The 14,405-nt window shown below is 53.0% G+C and carries 11 protein-coding genes; 6 read left to right on the forward strand and 5 right to left on the reverse strand.

Annotated elements, in window-relative coordinates:
- Window positions 1-292 precede the first annotated feature (292 nt).
- Entirely contained in the window at window positions 293-1,501 is a 1,209-nt protein-coding gene (locus NSQ46_RS08690; RefSeq protein ID WP_342574451.1) for an IS4 family transposase, read from the reverse strand.
- A 1,460-nt stretch (window positions 1,502-2,961) separates the two neighbouring features.
- Here NSQ46_RS08690 and NSQ46_RS08695 point away from each other — a divergent pair.
- Together NSQ46_RS08695 and NSQ46_RS08700 are read left to right on the forward strand one after the other, a co-directional pair.
- Window positions 2,962-3,888 (forward strand): D-alanine--D-alanine ligase, encoded by a 927-nt coding sequence (locus tag NSQ46_RS08695; protein ID WP_340899835.1) that lies wholly within the window; start codon window positions 2,962-2,964, stop codon window positions 3,886-3,888.
- A gap of 7 nt (window positions 3,889-3,895) precedes the next feature.
- Entirely contained in the window at window positions 3,896-5,131 is a 1,236-nt protein-coding gene (locus NSQ46_RS08700; RefSeq protein WP_342576648.1) for an aminotransferase class I/II-fold pyridoxal phosphate-dependent enzyme, read from the forward strand.
- On the opposite strand, the gene NSQ46_RS08705 is transcribed toward NSQ46_RS08700, so the two are convergent.
- Window positions 5,091-5,996: an AraC family transcriptional regulator gene (locus NSQ46_RS08705; RefSeq protein ID WP_007127633.1), complete on the reverse strand. Its 906-nt coding sequence runs from the start codon at window positions 5,994-5,996 to the stop codon at window positions 5,091-5,093. The two genes, NSQ46_RS08700 and NSQ46_RS08705, sit on opposite strands and share 41 nt — an antisense overlap.
- A gap of 257 nt (window positions 5,997-6,253) precedes the next feature.
- Here NSQ46_RS08705 and NSQ46_RS08710 point away from each other — a divergent pair, with 257 nt between their 5' ends.
- Window positions 6,254-7,141, forward strand: coding sequence for a sugar phosphate isomerase/epimerase family protein (locus NSQ46_RS08710; protein ID WP_341342269.1), 888 nt, complete (start codon window positions 6,254-6,256; stop codon window positions 7,139-7,141).
- Between the two features lie 23 nt (window positions 7,142-7,164).
- Window positions 7,165-8,196 (forward strand): Gfo/Idh/MocA family oxidoreductase, encoded by a 1,032-nt coding sequence (locus NSQ46_RS08715; protein ID WP_007127635.1) that lies wholly within the window; start codon window positions 7,165-7,167, stop codon window positions 8,194-8,196.
- Window positions 8,197-8,353: 157 nt separating this feature from the next.
- Here the strand turns inward: NSQ46_RS08715 and NSQ46_RS08720 are convergent, their stop codons facing one another.
- The 3 genes from NSQ46_RS08720 to NSQ46_RS08730 all read right to left on the reverse strand — a co-directional run bounded on the left by NSQ46_RS08720 (window position 8,354) and on the right by NSQ46_RS08730 (window position 11,235).
- Window positions 8,354-9,250 carry a sugar phosphate isomerase/epimerase family protein gene (locus NSQ46_RS08720; protein ID WP_342576649.1) on the reverse strand — a complete coding sequence of 299 codons (897 nt, stop codon included), beginning with the start codon at window positions 9,248-9,250 and terminating at the stop codon, window positions 8,354-8,356.
- Window positions 9,251-9,322: 72 nt separating this feature from the next.
- The gene (locus NSQ46_RS08725) at window positions 9,323-10,180 is read right to left on the reverse strand and encodes a sugar phosphate isomerase/epimerase family protein (protein ID WP_007127637.1); all 858 of its coding nucleotides are present in this window, start codon (window positions 10,178-10,180) and stop codon (window positions 9,323-9,325) included.
- Window positions 10,177-11,235, reverse strand: coding sequence for a Gfo/Idh/MocA family oxidoreductase (locus NSQ46_RS08730; RefSeq protein WP_007127638.1), 1,059 nt, complete (start codon window positions 11,233-11,235; stop codon window positions 10,177-10,179). Before NSQ46_RS08730 ends, NSQ46_RS08725 begins: the two co-directional genes overlap by 4 nt.
- Window positions 11,236-11,367: 132 nt before the next feature.
- Between NSQ46_RS08730 and NSQ46_RS08735 the strand changes: the two genes are divergently transcribed.
- Both NSQ46_RS08735 and NSQ46_RS08740 read left to right on the forward strand, forming a co-directional pair.
- The gene (locus NSQ46_RS08735; RefSeq protein WP_007127639.1) at window positions 11,368-12,240 is read left to right on the forward strand and encodes an AraC family transcriptional regulator; all 873 of its coding nucleotides are present in this window, start codon (window positions 11,368-11,370) and stop codon (window positions 12,238-12,240) included.
- A 341-nt stretch (window positions 12,241-12,581) separates the two neighbouring features.
- Window positions 12,582-14,327 (forward strand): glycerol-3-phosphate dehydrogenase/oxidase, encoded by a 1,746-nt coding sequence (locus tag NSQ46_RS08740; RefSeq protein WP_341032702.1) that lies wholly within the window; start codon window positions 12,582-12,584, stop codon window positions 14,325-14,327.
- The last annotated feature ends 78 nt before the right edge of the window (window positions 14,328-14,405 follow it).

The following is a 14,405-nucleotide window of genomic DNA, read 5'->3' on the forward strand; positions in this document are numbered from 1 at the left end:
TCTACCATGTCTAAGTAGGCGGTAGCCGGAGCTGTGGGAGCGTTGGGGCTGCTTCAACGAGCAGGTGGAGCTCGGACTATGGAGCGGAGCGGCTGCATGTCTGGTGGCGGAGCAAGTCCCCAAAAGGCATGAGCGTTGCATAAATCTTTACATCTGCAAGCACTTGGATGAAATCTGAATAAGAACAATTAATTTACAGTTGTTTTTTCGAGAATTACACTAAAAGATCCAACACTTCTTAAATGTAGCTACGTTTTCCCATAAAATGTATTTTGTGCAAGATTTTCGTTTCCTAAGTCACTTTGCTTGTTTTAAAAATGCCAACGCTCGTTCGTAATTCAGGTACCTTCCTTGGTGCACCGCGTGGCTTTCCAGAAGTTGTTCGCGTAGGTGCTCGAAACAGAGCGTTCAAGAACTGGGACCACGGATGATACATGTGAATTCGAAACAATTCAAGGACACGCCAAACGCTTTTCTTGGTTTCTAGACGTAGCTGCATATACTGTGCCAGCACGTAAGCGATCAGCGCAAGGTAAATCTGGTTCCATATCGCTTGCGGCTTATAGCTGTGCAGTTTTTTTAGGCGCAGATGCTGCTTTATCCATTTAAAGAAAAGTTCAATAAGCCATCGGCATTTGTAGATATGAGCTACTTCTTCGGCCGTTATGTCCTGTCGAGAGGTAAGTAGGCGATAATAGCGCCCCTGCTCATCATAAAACTCTACGAGCCGGACTCGTTCCTTCATCTTGCGCCAACCGCTACCTACGTTCACAAGAGCATCTCGTGTGATCGGACTTCCTGGAGGGATTTCTCGTTCCTCCACAACATGGATTGAGGTGCGATCTCTCATTCGCATGACAAATTGAATGCCGCGCTCCATCCAGTTATCCATGTTTTTGTAGCTATCATAACCACGGTCCATGACATAAGTTGCCGCCTGCTCGGTGACCAGTTCGACCGCCCCGGCTCGGTCGCCTACGTTTAAAGTCGATGGGATGACAGCGTCCGGATATACCACTTCGGGTGAAGCGGCTACGAGCCGCACATGCAGCTTTACCCCGCTGGAGGTATGCGAAACTCTGGCCCAATCCCCAAGTACCAAGGGGAGTGTGATTTTCGACGAATCAATGAGTGCCAGAGGTCCAATGGTTGAAGAAATGCCCTGCTGGTGAGCCGTCAGCTTCTGGACACGGGCAACGCTATGGAGAAAAAGCATGTGCAAGATTTCCGTCGGGATTTCGCTGAGTTTCCGTGACAATTGGGCTGCGCTGATGCTGGGCAGATCGAGGATGGACCGAATTTCAGAGTGTGCATAAATTTGTTCTTCCATCTCGATATAGCTTTGCCAATGGTTGAGCTGAGCCAGAATGAAAATGAGAATGCTTTTGTTGATGGTGAGCTTCTTGGCGTAGCGATCGGCATGAAGGAGTCGATCGTGTACATCCAAAGGCAGTAAAGAAAGCAGTTGACGAACGACAGTGTTTTGGGTTACGTTATCCATGGTTTGGACTCCTTTTTAGAGGTCGTGGACAACGTGCTACGTCTTCTAAATTAGGAGCCTTTTTTTGTTTTGTCCATGAAAAAGATACAGGTAGTTACAGAAATAGTAACTTCAGCAAAAGTTGTGATAGGTTTTATGCAACGCTCATGCCCAAAAGGGACTTGTGCGGTCGAAATGGAGCCTGCCGTAGCGGAGCAAGTCCCCAAAAGGGACTTGTGCAGGCGAAATGGAGCTGCGATGGCAGAGCAAGTCCCCAAAAGGGACTTGTGCAGGCGAAAAGGAGCTGCGATGGCGGAGCAAGTCCCAAAAAGGGACTTGTGCGGTCGAAAAGGAGCTGCGATGGCGGAGCAAGTCCCGAAAAGGGACTTGTGCGGGCAAAAAGGAGCTGCGATGGCGGAGCAAGTCCCCAAAAGGGACTTGTGCAGGCGAAAAGGAGCTGCGATGGCGGAGCAAGTCCCCAAAAGGGACTTGTGCAGGCGAAAAGGAGCTGCGATGGCGGAGCAAGTCCCAAAAAGGGACTTGTGCAGGCGAAAAGGAGCTGCGATGGCGGAGCAAGTCCCAAAAAGGGACTTGTGCAGGCGAAAAGGAGCTGCGATGGCGGAGCAAGTCCCCAAAAGGGACTTGTGCGGTCAAAAATGAGCTGCGGTAGCGGAGCAAGTCCCCAAAAGGGACTTGTGCGGTCGAAAAGGGGCTGCGGTAGCGGAGCAAGTCCCCAAAAGGGACTTGTGCAGGCGAAAAGGAGCTGCGATGGCGGAGCAAGTCCCGAAAAGGGACTTGTGCGGTCGAAAAGGAGCTGCGGTAGCGGAGCAAGTCCCCAAAAGGGACTTGTGCGGTCGAAAATGAGCTGCGATGGCGGAGCAAGTCCCGAAAAGGGACTTGTGCGGTCGAAAATGAGCTGCGATGGCGGAGCAAGTCCCCAAAAGGGACTTGTGCGGTCGAAAAGGAGCTGCGATGGCGGAGCAAGTCCCCAAAAGGGACTTGTGCGGTCGAAAAGGAGCCTGCCGTGGCGGAGCAAGTCCCCAAAAGGGACTTGTGCCAAGCAAGAGCAGCACAACAACCGCATCAACGGAGCAGGCGGAATTGGACCGTAGAAGCGAAGCGTGCCCCTTTATCCCCGGATTCCAACAACGGAAATGGGATGACAGGGAATCTGGGGATAAGAGGGATCGGAGGTACAATCCGCATGCGGAGTGCTGAATAGCCCCACAGATGGATCGGAAACAGCAATCCGCATGCGTAGTGCTGAATAGCTCCACAGATGGATCGGAAACAGCAATCCGCATGCGTAGTGCTGCATAGACCCGCAGAAGGAACGGGAACTGCAATCCGCCGCATGCGTAGTGCTGAATAGCCCCACAGAAGGGATCCGAGGCACAATCCGCATGCGGATTGCGAAGCAGGCCCACGGCAAGCTTTCCACTTGAGGGCCAGCTCACATTACATGAAGGAGGTCACACAACATGAAAGTCGGCGTCATCATGGGAGGCGTTTCATCCGAGCGGGACATTTCGCTGCTCACGGGTCAGGAAATGATGGCTCATCTGGATCCGTCCAAGTACGAGGCCATCCCGATTGAAATCAATGACAAGCGCGACCTGATCAACAAGACCGAAGGGATCGACATTGCCCTGCTTGCACTGCACGGCCAGTACGGGGAGGACGGTACAGTACAGGCCACCCTGGAGTCCATGGGCATTCCATATACGGGCAGCAGCGTATTGTCCAGCAGTATCTGTATGGACAAAGATGTCAGCAAGAAGTTGCTTCGGTATGAAGGATTGCATACAGCCGATTGGATCATCGTCGGCAGTCTGGAGGAGCTGGCTGCGGCGGATGTGGAGTCGCTGGGATTCCCCGTCGTGGTTAAGCCGAATACGGGAGGGTCCAGCATCGGGACTCGTATCGTGCGGTCCCGGGATGCGCTGAAAGCGGCAGTGGCGGATGCCCTCCAATGGGATCGATCGGTCATGATCGAGCAGTGGATAGAAGGCCAGGAAATCACTTGCTCCTTTTTGGACGGAAAGTTGCTGCCGATCGTGTCGATCAAGCCGAATGCCGAATTCTTTGATTACACATCCAAATACGCGGAAGGCGAAGCCGAAGAGCAGGTGATCGAGCTGCCGGAGGAACTTCAGAGGAAGGTATGCGCGGCAGCGCTTCAATGCTATAAGGCGCTGAAGTGCAGCGTTTATGCGCGGGTCGATATCATCCTGAAGGACGGCGTTCCGTTTATATTGGAAGTCAACACGCTGCCGGGATTAACGAGAACGAGCCTGCTGCCCAAAAGCGCGGCGGCGGCAGGCCTCTCATTCAGCATGCTGCTGGATGCCATCATTACGTCATCTTTATCGGAACGGTTAAGAGAAAATACCACATACAAGGAGTAGAGCGAATATGAATACAACGAATAGCTTCCTGACGCCGATTGTGCAAACCATGCCGCCCTCAGGGATCCGGCAGTTCTTTAATGCGGCCGAAGCGGATCCGGAGGTGATCTCCCTGGGCGTCGGCGAGCCGGATTTTGTTACCCCGAAGCGTGCCATTGAGGCGAGCGCCCGGGCGCTGGAGAGCGGACGGACCATGTATACGCCGAATGAGGGGCTAATGGAGCTGCGGGAAGCTATTGCGGAGTATTTGTACAGCCGCTTTCAGCTGAGCTACGAGCCGTCGCGGGAGGTGCTGGTCACGGTGGGCGGCAGCGAGGCGATCGACTTGGCGCTGCGCGCCCTTGTATCCCCGGGCGACGAGGTGATCATTCCTGTGCCGGGGTATGTTGCTTATGCTCCGCTCGTCAGTCTGAATGGCGGATGTGCCGTGGAACTGGAGCTGACTGCCGAGCAGGATTTCAAATTGACCGCCGACGCGCTGCAGCAGGCGATTACACCACGAACCAAAGCGCTCGTCGTGAACTTTCCGAGCAATCCGACGGGGGCTGTGATGACGGCTGCCGATTGGCTCCCGATTGCCAGACTCGCGATTCAGCACAATCTGGTTGTCATCTCGGATGAAATGTATGCGGAGCTTACGTACGTCGGGGAGCATACCAGCATCGCCTCCCTGCCGGGGATGCGGGACCGCACACTCGTCATCGGCGGTTTCTCGAAAGCCTTCGCCATGACGGGCTGGCGGGTCGGGTATTTATGCGGAGAACGGGAGCTGCTTAAGGGGATGATAAAAATTCACCAGTATACGGCCCTCTGCGCTCCAATTATGGGACAGATCGCAGCGATTGAATGTATGAGAAACGGGCAGGAGGACAAGGAATCCATGAAGGCGGCGTTCGATGAACGCCGGAAGATGTTCGTTCAAGGGCTGAACGAGATCGGCCTTTCCTGCCGCGAGCCGAAGGGAGCCTTCTATGCCTTTCCGAGCATTGCCGGAACGGGGCTTAGCTCACAGCAGTTCGCCGAACGGATGCTGCGCGAGGCGAAGGTGGCAGCCGTGCCCGGCCACGTATTCGGTCTTGGCGGGGAAGGATTCATCCGCTGCTCCTATGCAGCTTCCTCCGCGCAGCTCCAGGAGGCGGTTGAGCGGATCGGCCGTTGGCTGAAGTCGGCGGAGCTTCTGCCTTCCGTTCATGCGGCTTTCCCTACAGAATTCTCGAAAGCTTGCGGTAGTCTGTCGCTGTAATCCCTTCAAGCTTGCGGAAGATCCGGCTGAAATAATGGATATCCGGGTAGCCGATCCGGTCTCCGATCGCTTCAATCGAAAGATCGGTTTCCCGCAGCAGCCGCCGTGCTTCGCGGTGGCGAACCGATTGAACAAACTCGCTTGGCGGCATCCCCGCCAGGCGCTTAAACAGCTTGGCGGTATGATCAGGGCTCAGCATCAGATGCGCCGCGATCCGTTTATTGCTCCAGTCTTCGGCTGGAGCTTTTTCAATGCGGGCCATCAGATCCATCAGCTTGCCGTCATGGGGCGACGTTTCCGTCAGAGCCTGGGAGGAGTGGGTGCGGAATAACTGAACGAGAATATCCAGCATCAACCCTTTACAGACAAGCTCATATCCCGCGGGACGGAGCGTAAACTCCTCCACGACCCGCTCCATTAATTGAACGCAGGAGAGCGGAGGCGTGTAAATCGTCCGGGAAGACAGCGGAGGGAAGACCTCCGAGATGGCCTCCCTGGCAAATTTATCCGCCGCTACGGCGGCTTCGTTCACAATCATGTCCGCTTCGGTCTGGATTTCAAGCTCTCCGAAAAAATCAAAGTGAATGCCGAGAAAATGCGCTTCCGGGATCGAGGTCACTTCATTCTGATGGTAAACGCCGGAGGGCAGAAAGATGAGCTGGCCTGCCTCAATAACATGGCGCTTTCCGTACATCGTCGTGACGGCCTCTCCTTGGCTGACATACAGCAGCTCGAAATCGTACAATCTGCGCTGCGGAAGAGCTCCGGTCCCCATTCGTTGAAGCTGGGCGTAATGAATGCTGGGAGACCACTGCTGAACCGGGGCGAGCCGCTGCAGAGGGTATTCCGATGCCTCGACGGCCATAAGCTGTTCCTCCTTTTTAACCTACATAACCCTTCCTGGCAACATAACGAAATTGTCCAAAAAATCGCTTTTCTATCTAAATCAATCAGACGAGTCTTTGTTTATTATATAAGTATTATTACATGACATTCCCTGCCTTTCAACTTGACGGAAAAAGTCAAATGATGCGTTTCTAGGAGCTTTCTTTCATTTTCATGGCTAACCCGGCATCCGTGGCAGGCTAGCAGCAAACCAAAACAAATGGGGAGGTATTCGTTATGAAGAAAGGGATCAACATTTGGTCGTTTCGGGGAGATGCGTCTATTGCGGAATGCATCCAACTGGCGAAGGAGGCCGGCTTCGAAGGGATTGAGCTGTCGCTGAATAAGGATGGAGAGCTTGGCCTTCAGGCCGGCGATCAGGAGGTTAAGAACATCAAGGCTCAGCTGGAGGACGCGAATCTGGAAATCGCCGGGCTTGCTACTGGCCTGTACTGGGATTATCCGATGACAAGCGATGACACGGCAGTGCGCGAAAAAGCATTCGATATTTGCAAAAAACAGCTGGAGCTGGCTGCAGCTTTTGGAGTGGATGCGATCCTGGTTATTCCTGGCGCGGTTGGCGTGGACTTCGTCCCCGGCTCCGCGGTTATCGATTACGAGGTAGCTTACGAACGGGCGCAGGAAGGCATCCGCAAGCTGGTTCCGTATGCCGAAAGCGCGGGGGTGGCGATTGCCATCGAGAACGTTTGGAACAAATTTTTGCTCTCTCCACTCGAGCTGCGCACCTTTATTGATGAGATCGGCTCCGATTATGTCGGCTCCTATTTTGATGTAGGTAACGTTGTGCACAGCGGTTATCCGGAGCACTGGATTCGCATTCTGGGATCAAGAATCAAGAAGGTTCATTTCAAGGACTACCGCAGACAGGCGGGAGGCTTGCACGGCTTCGTGGACCTGCTGGCTGGAGACGTCGATTACCCTGCCGTGGTCGAGGCATTGAAGGGAATCGGCTATGACAATTATGTCACCGCGGAGATGATCCCTGCTTACAAGCACTATTCGGATCAGATCATTTTCAACACCTCGAACGCCATGGATGCGATTCTTGGCCGGACGCCAACGCTGCGTCAAACGGCCGTGCGTGAGCAATTGGGACAATCTTAAGGGAAGAAGAGGAGGGGATCAGCTTGCTGAAAATCGGACTGTTGGGCTTTGGTTTTATGGGACGTATGCACTTTGACAATTACATGCGGCTAATGGATGAAGGAGCGGATATCCAGCTTGCCGCGATTTGCGATATCCGAATTGATGAACTGAAAGAGAGCAAGGCTAACGGCAATATGGCGACCGAGCGGGAAGTGTATGATCTTACGCCTTACCGGCTGTATGACCATATCGATCGCATGCTGGAGAATGAGGAGCTCGACATCGTCGATGTATGCTTGCCGACGAATCTGCACGCGGATATGACCTGCATGCTGCTCGAACGCGGAATTCATGTCTTATGCGAGAAGCCGATCGCAGGCAGCTCGGAAGAAGCCTGGCGGATGGTGAAGACGGCTGAGCGTACGGGCGCAACCCTAATGATCGGGCAATGTCTTCGCTTCTGGCCGGCGTACGAATATTTGAAGGCTTGCCTGGAGGACGGGCGTTACGGACAAATCGTAGCCGGCGAATTCTTCCGCGGCTCCGAGCCGCCTAAAGGCTGGTTCCTCGAGGGAGACAAGAGCGGCGGCTGCATCACGGATATGCATGTCCATGACGTCGATATGATCCATTGGCTGTTAGGCAGACCGCAGCATGTATCTACTTTCGCCAAGAATATCATCGAAGGAAGCTCGTACGATATCGTGTCGACGCATTACAGCTATCCGGACGGCAAGGTCATTACGGCCAGAGCGGATTGGACCCTGCATGGCGACCACGGCTTCTATATGGGGTACCGAGTGAACCTGGAGAAGGCTACGATTGTATTTGAAAACAATGAAGTGAAGGTGTATCCAGAGGATGCGCCGGGCTTTACGGCTGAGCTGTCAGGTGATTCCGGATATTACCGCGAGCTCCGCTATTTCATTGACAGCGTGGCACAAGGGAAGGCTGTAACGGTATGCACGCCGGAGAGTGCCGTAGGCTCACTGGAAATCATCGAAGCGGAGATCCGCTCGGCCAAGGCTCAGGGAGCGCTGGAAGCGCTGTCCGGGAAGCAGAGCGTATCGTAAGCGTATAAATATTGTATCCCTAATAAAACGGGGCTGTCCCAGATGCTCCCCATATGGTAGACAGGCGAAATCCTAAAGCCTGCTACTGTAGGGGGAAGTTCATCTGCGGGACAGCCCCGTTTCTTTCGTCTCACAATTGTGAAGTATTCGTTAGGCGCTACGCACGGAACGTTTTCAGGAAGTCAACCGCGAGCTTAATATCGGCCTCCGGATTGGCTTTCACTTCACGTTCGATCGTCAAATATCCGGTGTAGCCGATATCCTTCAAGGCTTGAAGATATGCAGGCCAATCTACGCTGCCTTCGCCGAGCGGAACTTCACGGAACTTCTCGCCGGACTCCGCCATGTCGGCAATCTTGTCATGATCAAGTGCCGGTGCTTCATAACCGAAATCTCCGTACACGTCACGCGGATCCACAAACTCGGCCAGCTTGATACCGTCCTTCGCGTGCGTGTGGACGATGTAATCCTTCAGATTATATACGCCTTGGACAGGATCATCGCCGGTCACCATCACCATATTGGCCGGGTCAAAGTTCACGGACACGCCGTTCGAGCCAAGACCGTCCAGGAAGGACTTGAGATGGGCGGAAGGCTCCGGCCCCGTCTCGATGGCAAAGAACGCGTTCATGGATTTGGCGAACGTGCTAAGCTCGAGGCAGGCGTTGTGCATCGTCTCGTATATGCGGCTGTTGCGGTCCTGCGGCACGATGCCAATGTGGGTGGTCACGATATTGGTGCCAAGCTCAAGACCCAGCTCCATGATGCGTTTCGACTTCTCGATTTTGGCCCCATTTTCGGACGGATCCTGGAAACCGTGGCCCCCCAGGTCTCCCACCAGCGCCGAGATTTCAAGGCCCAAGGATTCAATATAATCCTTCAGTTCCTTCCGTGCGGACGCGGACAGATTGGCCGGATCCATCTCTCCATGAACAGCGTAGATCTGAACACCGTCGGCACCAACATTTTTTGCCTTAACCAAACCTTCTCTTACGCCAACCCGAAAGCTGTCAACAATAACGCCGATTTTGTTCGGCATGATAGGCTTCGACATCGCTTAAACTCCTCCCTCAATCTTTGTCGTCGATCGTTTGCTTCTATTGATTGAATATCAAAAATGAAAAGCTCAGCTTTCGTTCCACACTTTGCGCACATACTCCAGGCCCAGCTTGGTTCCGGTGCGGCAATCCTCCATGCCTTCGAATTCAATGGAAATGTAGCCGTCATAACCGGATTCCTTCACGATGCGAATCACTTCTGGAATCTTAATGTCGCCTTGGCCGACAATGGCACCGCGAAGCCAGTTACCGCTAGACGTGTTAAACCAGCCTCCGCCTGGAGGACGGCTAGCCGGACGGTAATAGAAGTCCTTGAAATGCACCATGGAGGCGAGACCGATATTGTTCTTCACGGCTACGGTGGATTCCTCATCCGCACACATGAAGTTGCCGACGTCCAGCGTCGTCTTGAAGTTTGGATGGTTAACGGTTTGGACAAGCGCTTTCACCCGGTCGCTGTGCTGAATGAAATATCCGTGATTCTCCACGCTGGTGATAATGCCGCGCTCGGCTGCATAATCCGCGATGATGCGGCAGGCATTTGCAAGGCGAGGGAGCTCCTCGATAAAATGAACGAGCGACAAGTCCTTGGACGTTGCCACGTCATGGCGCATCCGCTTTACGCCCAGGGCTGCTGCAATATCGACCTCGCTTTTTACGCGCTCGATCTCTGCCTCATAAGCGGCATCGTCGAGTTCGGCGAAGTTCGCGCCGATGGCATAGTTGGAGAGCTCGAGCCCTTTGGCGGCGGCATGGGACTTAATCGTATCGATGAGCTCCGGATTTTCCTTTAAATTGAATCCGAGGGGCACGATCTCAATATGCTCACCGCCGATTTCGGCAATGTAGTCGATCACGTCGGTTATGGTCATTTCACCTTTGTTCATGGCCTGGTACAGGCTGTACGAGCTTACGCCAAGTTTCATAGCAGAACTTCAGCTCCTTTTTCGGCGGATTCATAGATACCGCACAGAATTTTCATAATCTCCACACCGTCTTCCACCGGGCTGAGCGGCTGGGTTCCGTTCTCAATGCTTGCGATAAAGTGGTTGACCTCACTCTGGAAAGCGGAATTGAAGTCAAATCCCTTGTGGTCCGTTTGAGGCTGGATGTTGATGATCGTATCATGCTTCTCGGTGACGATGACAACTTCAGGATCGATCTCGAATCCGCCCTTGTCGCCGTACAATTTGACGGACTGCTGATTATCCTTCGCATGCAGCGTAAAGCTGACATCAACCAGCAAGGAAGCACCGTTTTCAAATCGGATCATCGCATTGGCCATATCCTCAACCGTATTCTTCTCTGCATCATAATCTGCAGCTTTATAGAACGACAGATTCCGGACATTGGAACGGTTGCCCAGCTTGCGGTATGTATTGGCGCTGACCGCTACCGGCTTCGGACGTCCCATCATGTACCAGCACAGATCAATGACGTGAACGCCGATATCGATCAATGGTCCGCCGCCTGAACGTTCAATGTCGGAGAACCAGCCGCCCGGATTTCCGAGTCTGCGGATCGAAGAGGCCTTCGCAAAATAAATTTCCCCGAACTCGCCTTTGTCCGCGAACTCGCGCAGCATTTGAGCATTCGGATCATAACGTCTGACAAAGCCGACTTGAAGCAGCTTGCCGGAGGATTTCACCGCTTCCTGAACGCGCAGCGCTTCCTCGACCGTACGGCACAGCGGCTTCTCGACGAGGACATGCTTGCCGGCGTTAAGAGCGGCAATGCTGATCTCGGCATGGGTATTGTTCCAGGTACAGATGCTTACCGCATCGATCTCAGGATCGGCCAGCAGCTCGCGATAATCTGTAAATACTTTGGTAGCGCCGTACTTTTCAGCCGCAAGCCGTGCGCGTTCTTCATTTAAATCACATACCGCGAGCAGATTCGCGTTCGCGTGTTTTTGGTAGGATTGCAAATGCATAGCAGAGATCGAACCAGTTCCAATGACCCCAACATTAATTGATTTCATGATTTCACTCCTCTGAATTTACTGCATTACACTTCTGTATTATAATGCTTCTAAGGAAAGACACCATGATAAACCGTGCTTTTTGTTTGTACGATCGTGCTGTCTTGATCAAGTTCAAAGGAGACCAGAGCATTGGACCATACACTGCGGGAACCGATGACGATGCCGGACCCCCAATTTCCGATCAAGGTTCATCTCTGCCAGTTCGAGGGCAGGGGACAGGTCATGTTTAATCGCCACTATCACGAGCATTTGGAAATTTTGTATTTTGTCTCCGGAGAAGCAATGCTGGAGTGTGGTTCCTCCACCTTGCATGCCCGCGAAGGCGATTTGATTGTCATTAATCGCAATGAGCTTCATTATGGAATCAGTCAGTCTGATCATTTGTTCTATTATGCGTTAATCGTGGACTTCTCGCTGCTCCAGAGCCATTCCTTGGATGCGCCGGAGATGAAATTCATTACGCCGATTACCCAAAATCGTCTGGTGTTCGCCAACCGGGTTAACGGAGATGATGTTCTTTCATCTATGCTGGCGATCATCCAAGAGCTGGAAAAGCGGGAATTCGGTTATGAGCTCGCCATTAAATCCGAGCTGTACCGCTTGCTTACGCTGCTCTTGAGAGGCTATGTTGCAACCGTTCTCACACAGGATGAATATGTGGAGCGGATGAAGAACGTAGAGCGTTTTGCCCCGATATTCAAATACATTGAGGAGCATTACAAGGAGGAGCTGTCGGTCGAGCTGCTATCCGGGATGGCCGGTCTCAGCCGATATCATTTCAGCCGGTTGTTTAAAGAGCTGAGCGGAAGAACCGTAACGGAATATGTTAACGAGACCCGGATTAATAAAGCGGATTATCTGCTGCGAAGCAGCCCGCTTACCGTCTCCGAGATCGCGGTAGCGACGGGGTTCAAGGATATTTATTATTTCAGCCGCATCTTCAAGAAATATAAACGGCTTGCTCCTTCTTTTTTAAGAAAAAACAGTGCTGTTTCTCATTGATCTGTCATAAGCTGATCCATGTGCAGGCAGTTCATACGCCGTGCCGCTGTATCATAGGATAAGACTGTAGACATATAGATCAATGCATCCTATAATGAATATCATTATCTTAAATGCATAAGCGGGCGGAGATCATGGAGGACCCTTTTGCTATGGATGCGTATGACGTGCGCATTTTCGGCAGATGCGGTTCTTTTTTAGCTATCTGAAGCTATAAACTCCGGAGGAAGCTGCTGCCAGATCTCGCAAAAAACTACTGCTAAACGAGGTTTGTCTTCCTTGAAAGCACGTCGATAGACGTTTTTCTTATATCAAGGCGTTGGGGAAAGAGGTGATTGACGGTGAACGAAGGGTTATCCGCAAAGCTGCGGGCTCAATATTTACAGGACATGGAGAGGGGCAAGCTGGATGTTCTGGTGATCGGCGGTGGCATTACGGGCGCCGGGATTGCCTGGGACGCCAGCTGCCGTGGAATGACGGTCGGCTTGGTGGAGATGAATGATTTCGCCTCCGGAACAAGCGGCAAATCCGCCAAGGTGATCCATGGCGGATTGATATATCTCAGGAAAGGGAAGCTTCGTTTGGTACGCGAGTCTTGTACCGAGCGGGCATTGCTGCGTCGCTGCGCCCCCCATTTGGTGAAACCGCTTCCAGTGCTGCTGCCGATTTATAAACATCAGCCCAGCGGTTATTTGGCGAGTTCCATCAGGCTGTATGCGTATGATCGGCTTGCCGGTGCGAAGGCTAGCCGTCGGGGAAGGATGTACCGGCGGGAACAAACCCTGTCTTTGGAAAACCTGCTGAATTCAGACGCGTTAAAAGGGGCGGCCTACTGCCGTGAGTACCGGGCTGACGATGCGAGATTGACGATTGAGGTGCTGAAGGCTGCCCGGATGAAGGGCGCGCTGATGGTCAATTACGCAAAAGTGTTGGGTTTTATCTATCGGGGCGGGAGGATTGCAGGCGTCCGTGTCGAGGACCGCTTAAGCGGAATCCGATATCCGATCCTCGCCCGCCAAATTGTGAATGCCGCCGGCCCATGGGCGGATCAGGTAAGGCAAATGGACAACTCGCTGGCCAGCGAGCAGCTGCAATTGACCAAGGGGGTGCATCTTGTTGTCGATTATAACAAACTCCCTGTTCGTCAGGCTGTTTGTTTTGAAGGTCCCGGAGGAAGGAGAGTCCTCGTCATCCCTAAGGATTCTAAGACTTGCATCGGTATGACCGGGACTCCGTTTGAAGGAGGTGTCGGGACACCAGATATAACGGACGAGGATAAGCGGTATTTGATGGGCGCCGTCAACGGCTTGTTCCCCGGAATCCGCCTGGAGCATGGGGATATCGAATCAGGCTGGTGCGGATTAAGCGCGATGTTCAAGCCGGAGAACAGACAGTCTCCCGACATGACCGGGAAGGATGGCATTCTCATATCCGAATCAGGGTTGATCACAGCGAGGCCAGGAAATCTAACCGGATTTCGCAAGAGGGCGATGTCCGTTGTGGACCTCGTGGCTAAGCACATCCAGGATGCGGATGGAACGATCTATCCTCCTTGCATGACCGACCGGACGCCAATCAGCGGAGGGGACCTGAACGGTCTTACTTATAAACGGTTCAAGGAAATGATGGTCGAACAGGGTGCCCTTCAAGGAATCGGAGCTGACCCCATGCGAAGACTTATAGCAAGATACGGGTCGAACGCCAAGAAGCTGCTGGACATTTATCGGGCTTCGTCAGCTGAGGAAAAGGATGAATATAAGCTGCTGCGGGCAGAGCTGATCTATTCAATCGAGCATGAAATGACCGTTGCCGTCGAAGATTTCCTGCTGCGGCGAACCGGCTGGGTATGGTTTGAGCGGGAGACGGCCGAGCGGATGATCGCTCCCGTCATGGAGATCATGGGCGAGCTGCTGGATTGGGATGAAGAAGAGCAGGCCAGGCAGTGGCGTTTGCTTGAGGATCAGCTTCAGATGGCATGGGGACTTGGAGGAGGCAACCTACTTGAGCGGTTCCCCTTGGAGCCTGACCAAGATCCCGCCGAGCTGATTGTAACGGATGAGGCAGCGAAACAGCTAACGCAAACCTAATGGTCCCCATTTTCGGCATTCGAACCGAATGATCCCCATGATTCACTTGTCAAATGGAATAACTGGATGTAGTATTAA

The sequence above is a fragment of the Paenibacillus sp. FSL M8-0142 genome, from assembly GCF_038597315.1.
Classification (GTDB): Bacteria; Bacillota; Bacilli; order Paenibacillales; family Paenibacillaceae; genus Paenibacillus_AQ; species Paenibacillus_AQ lactis.

Excerpts from the sequence above, each read along its gene's own strand:
- NSQ46_RS08690 (WP_342574451.1), bottom strand. The coding sequence starts at position 1,501 with ATGGATAACGTAACCCAAAACACTGTCGTTCGTCAACTGCTTTCTTTA.
- NSQ46_RS08695 (WP_340899835.1), top strand. The coding sequence starts at position 2,962 with ATGAAAGTCGGCGTCATCATGGGAGGCGTTTCATCCGAGCGGGACATT.
- NSQ46_RS08700 (WP_342576648.1), top strand. The coding sequence starts at position 3,896 with ATGAATACAACGAATAGCTTCCTGACGCCGATTGTGCAAACCATGCCG.
- NSQ46_RS08705 (WP_007127633.1), bottom strand. The coding sequence starts at position 5,996 with ATGGCCGTCGAGGCATCGGAATACCCTCTGCAGCGGCTCGCCCCGGTT.
- NSQ46_RS08710 (WP_341342269.1), top strand. The coding sequence starts at position 6,254 with ATGAAGAAAGGGATCAACATTTGGTCGTTTCGGGGAGATGCGTCTATT.
- NSQ46_RS08720 (WP_342576649.1), bottom strand. The coding sequence starts at position 9,250 with ATGTCGAAGCCTATCATGCCGAACAAAATCGGCGTTATTGTTGACAGC.
- NSQ46_RS08725 (WP_007127637.1), bottom strand. The coding sequence starts at position 10,180 with ATGAAACTTGGCGTAAGCTCGTACAGCCTGTACCAGGCCATGAACAAA.
- NSQ46_RS08730 (WP_007127638.1), bottom strand. The coding sequence starts at position 11,235 with ATGAAATCAATTAATGTTGGGGTCATTGGAACTGGTTCGATCTCTGCT.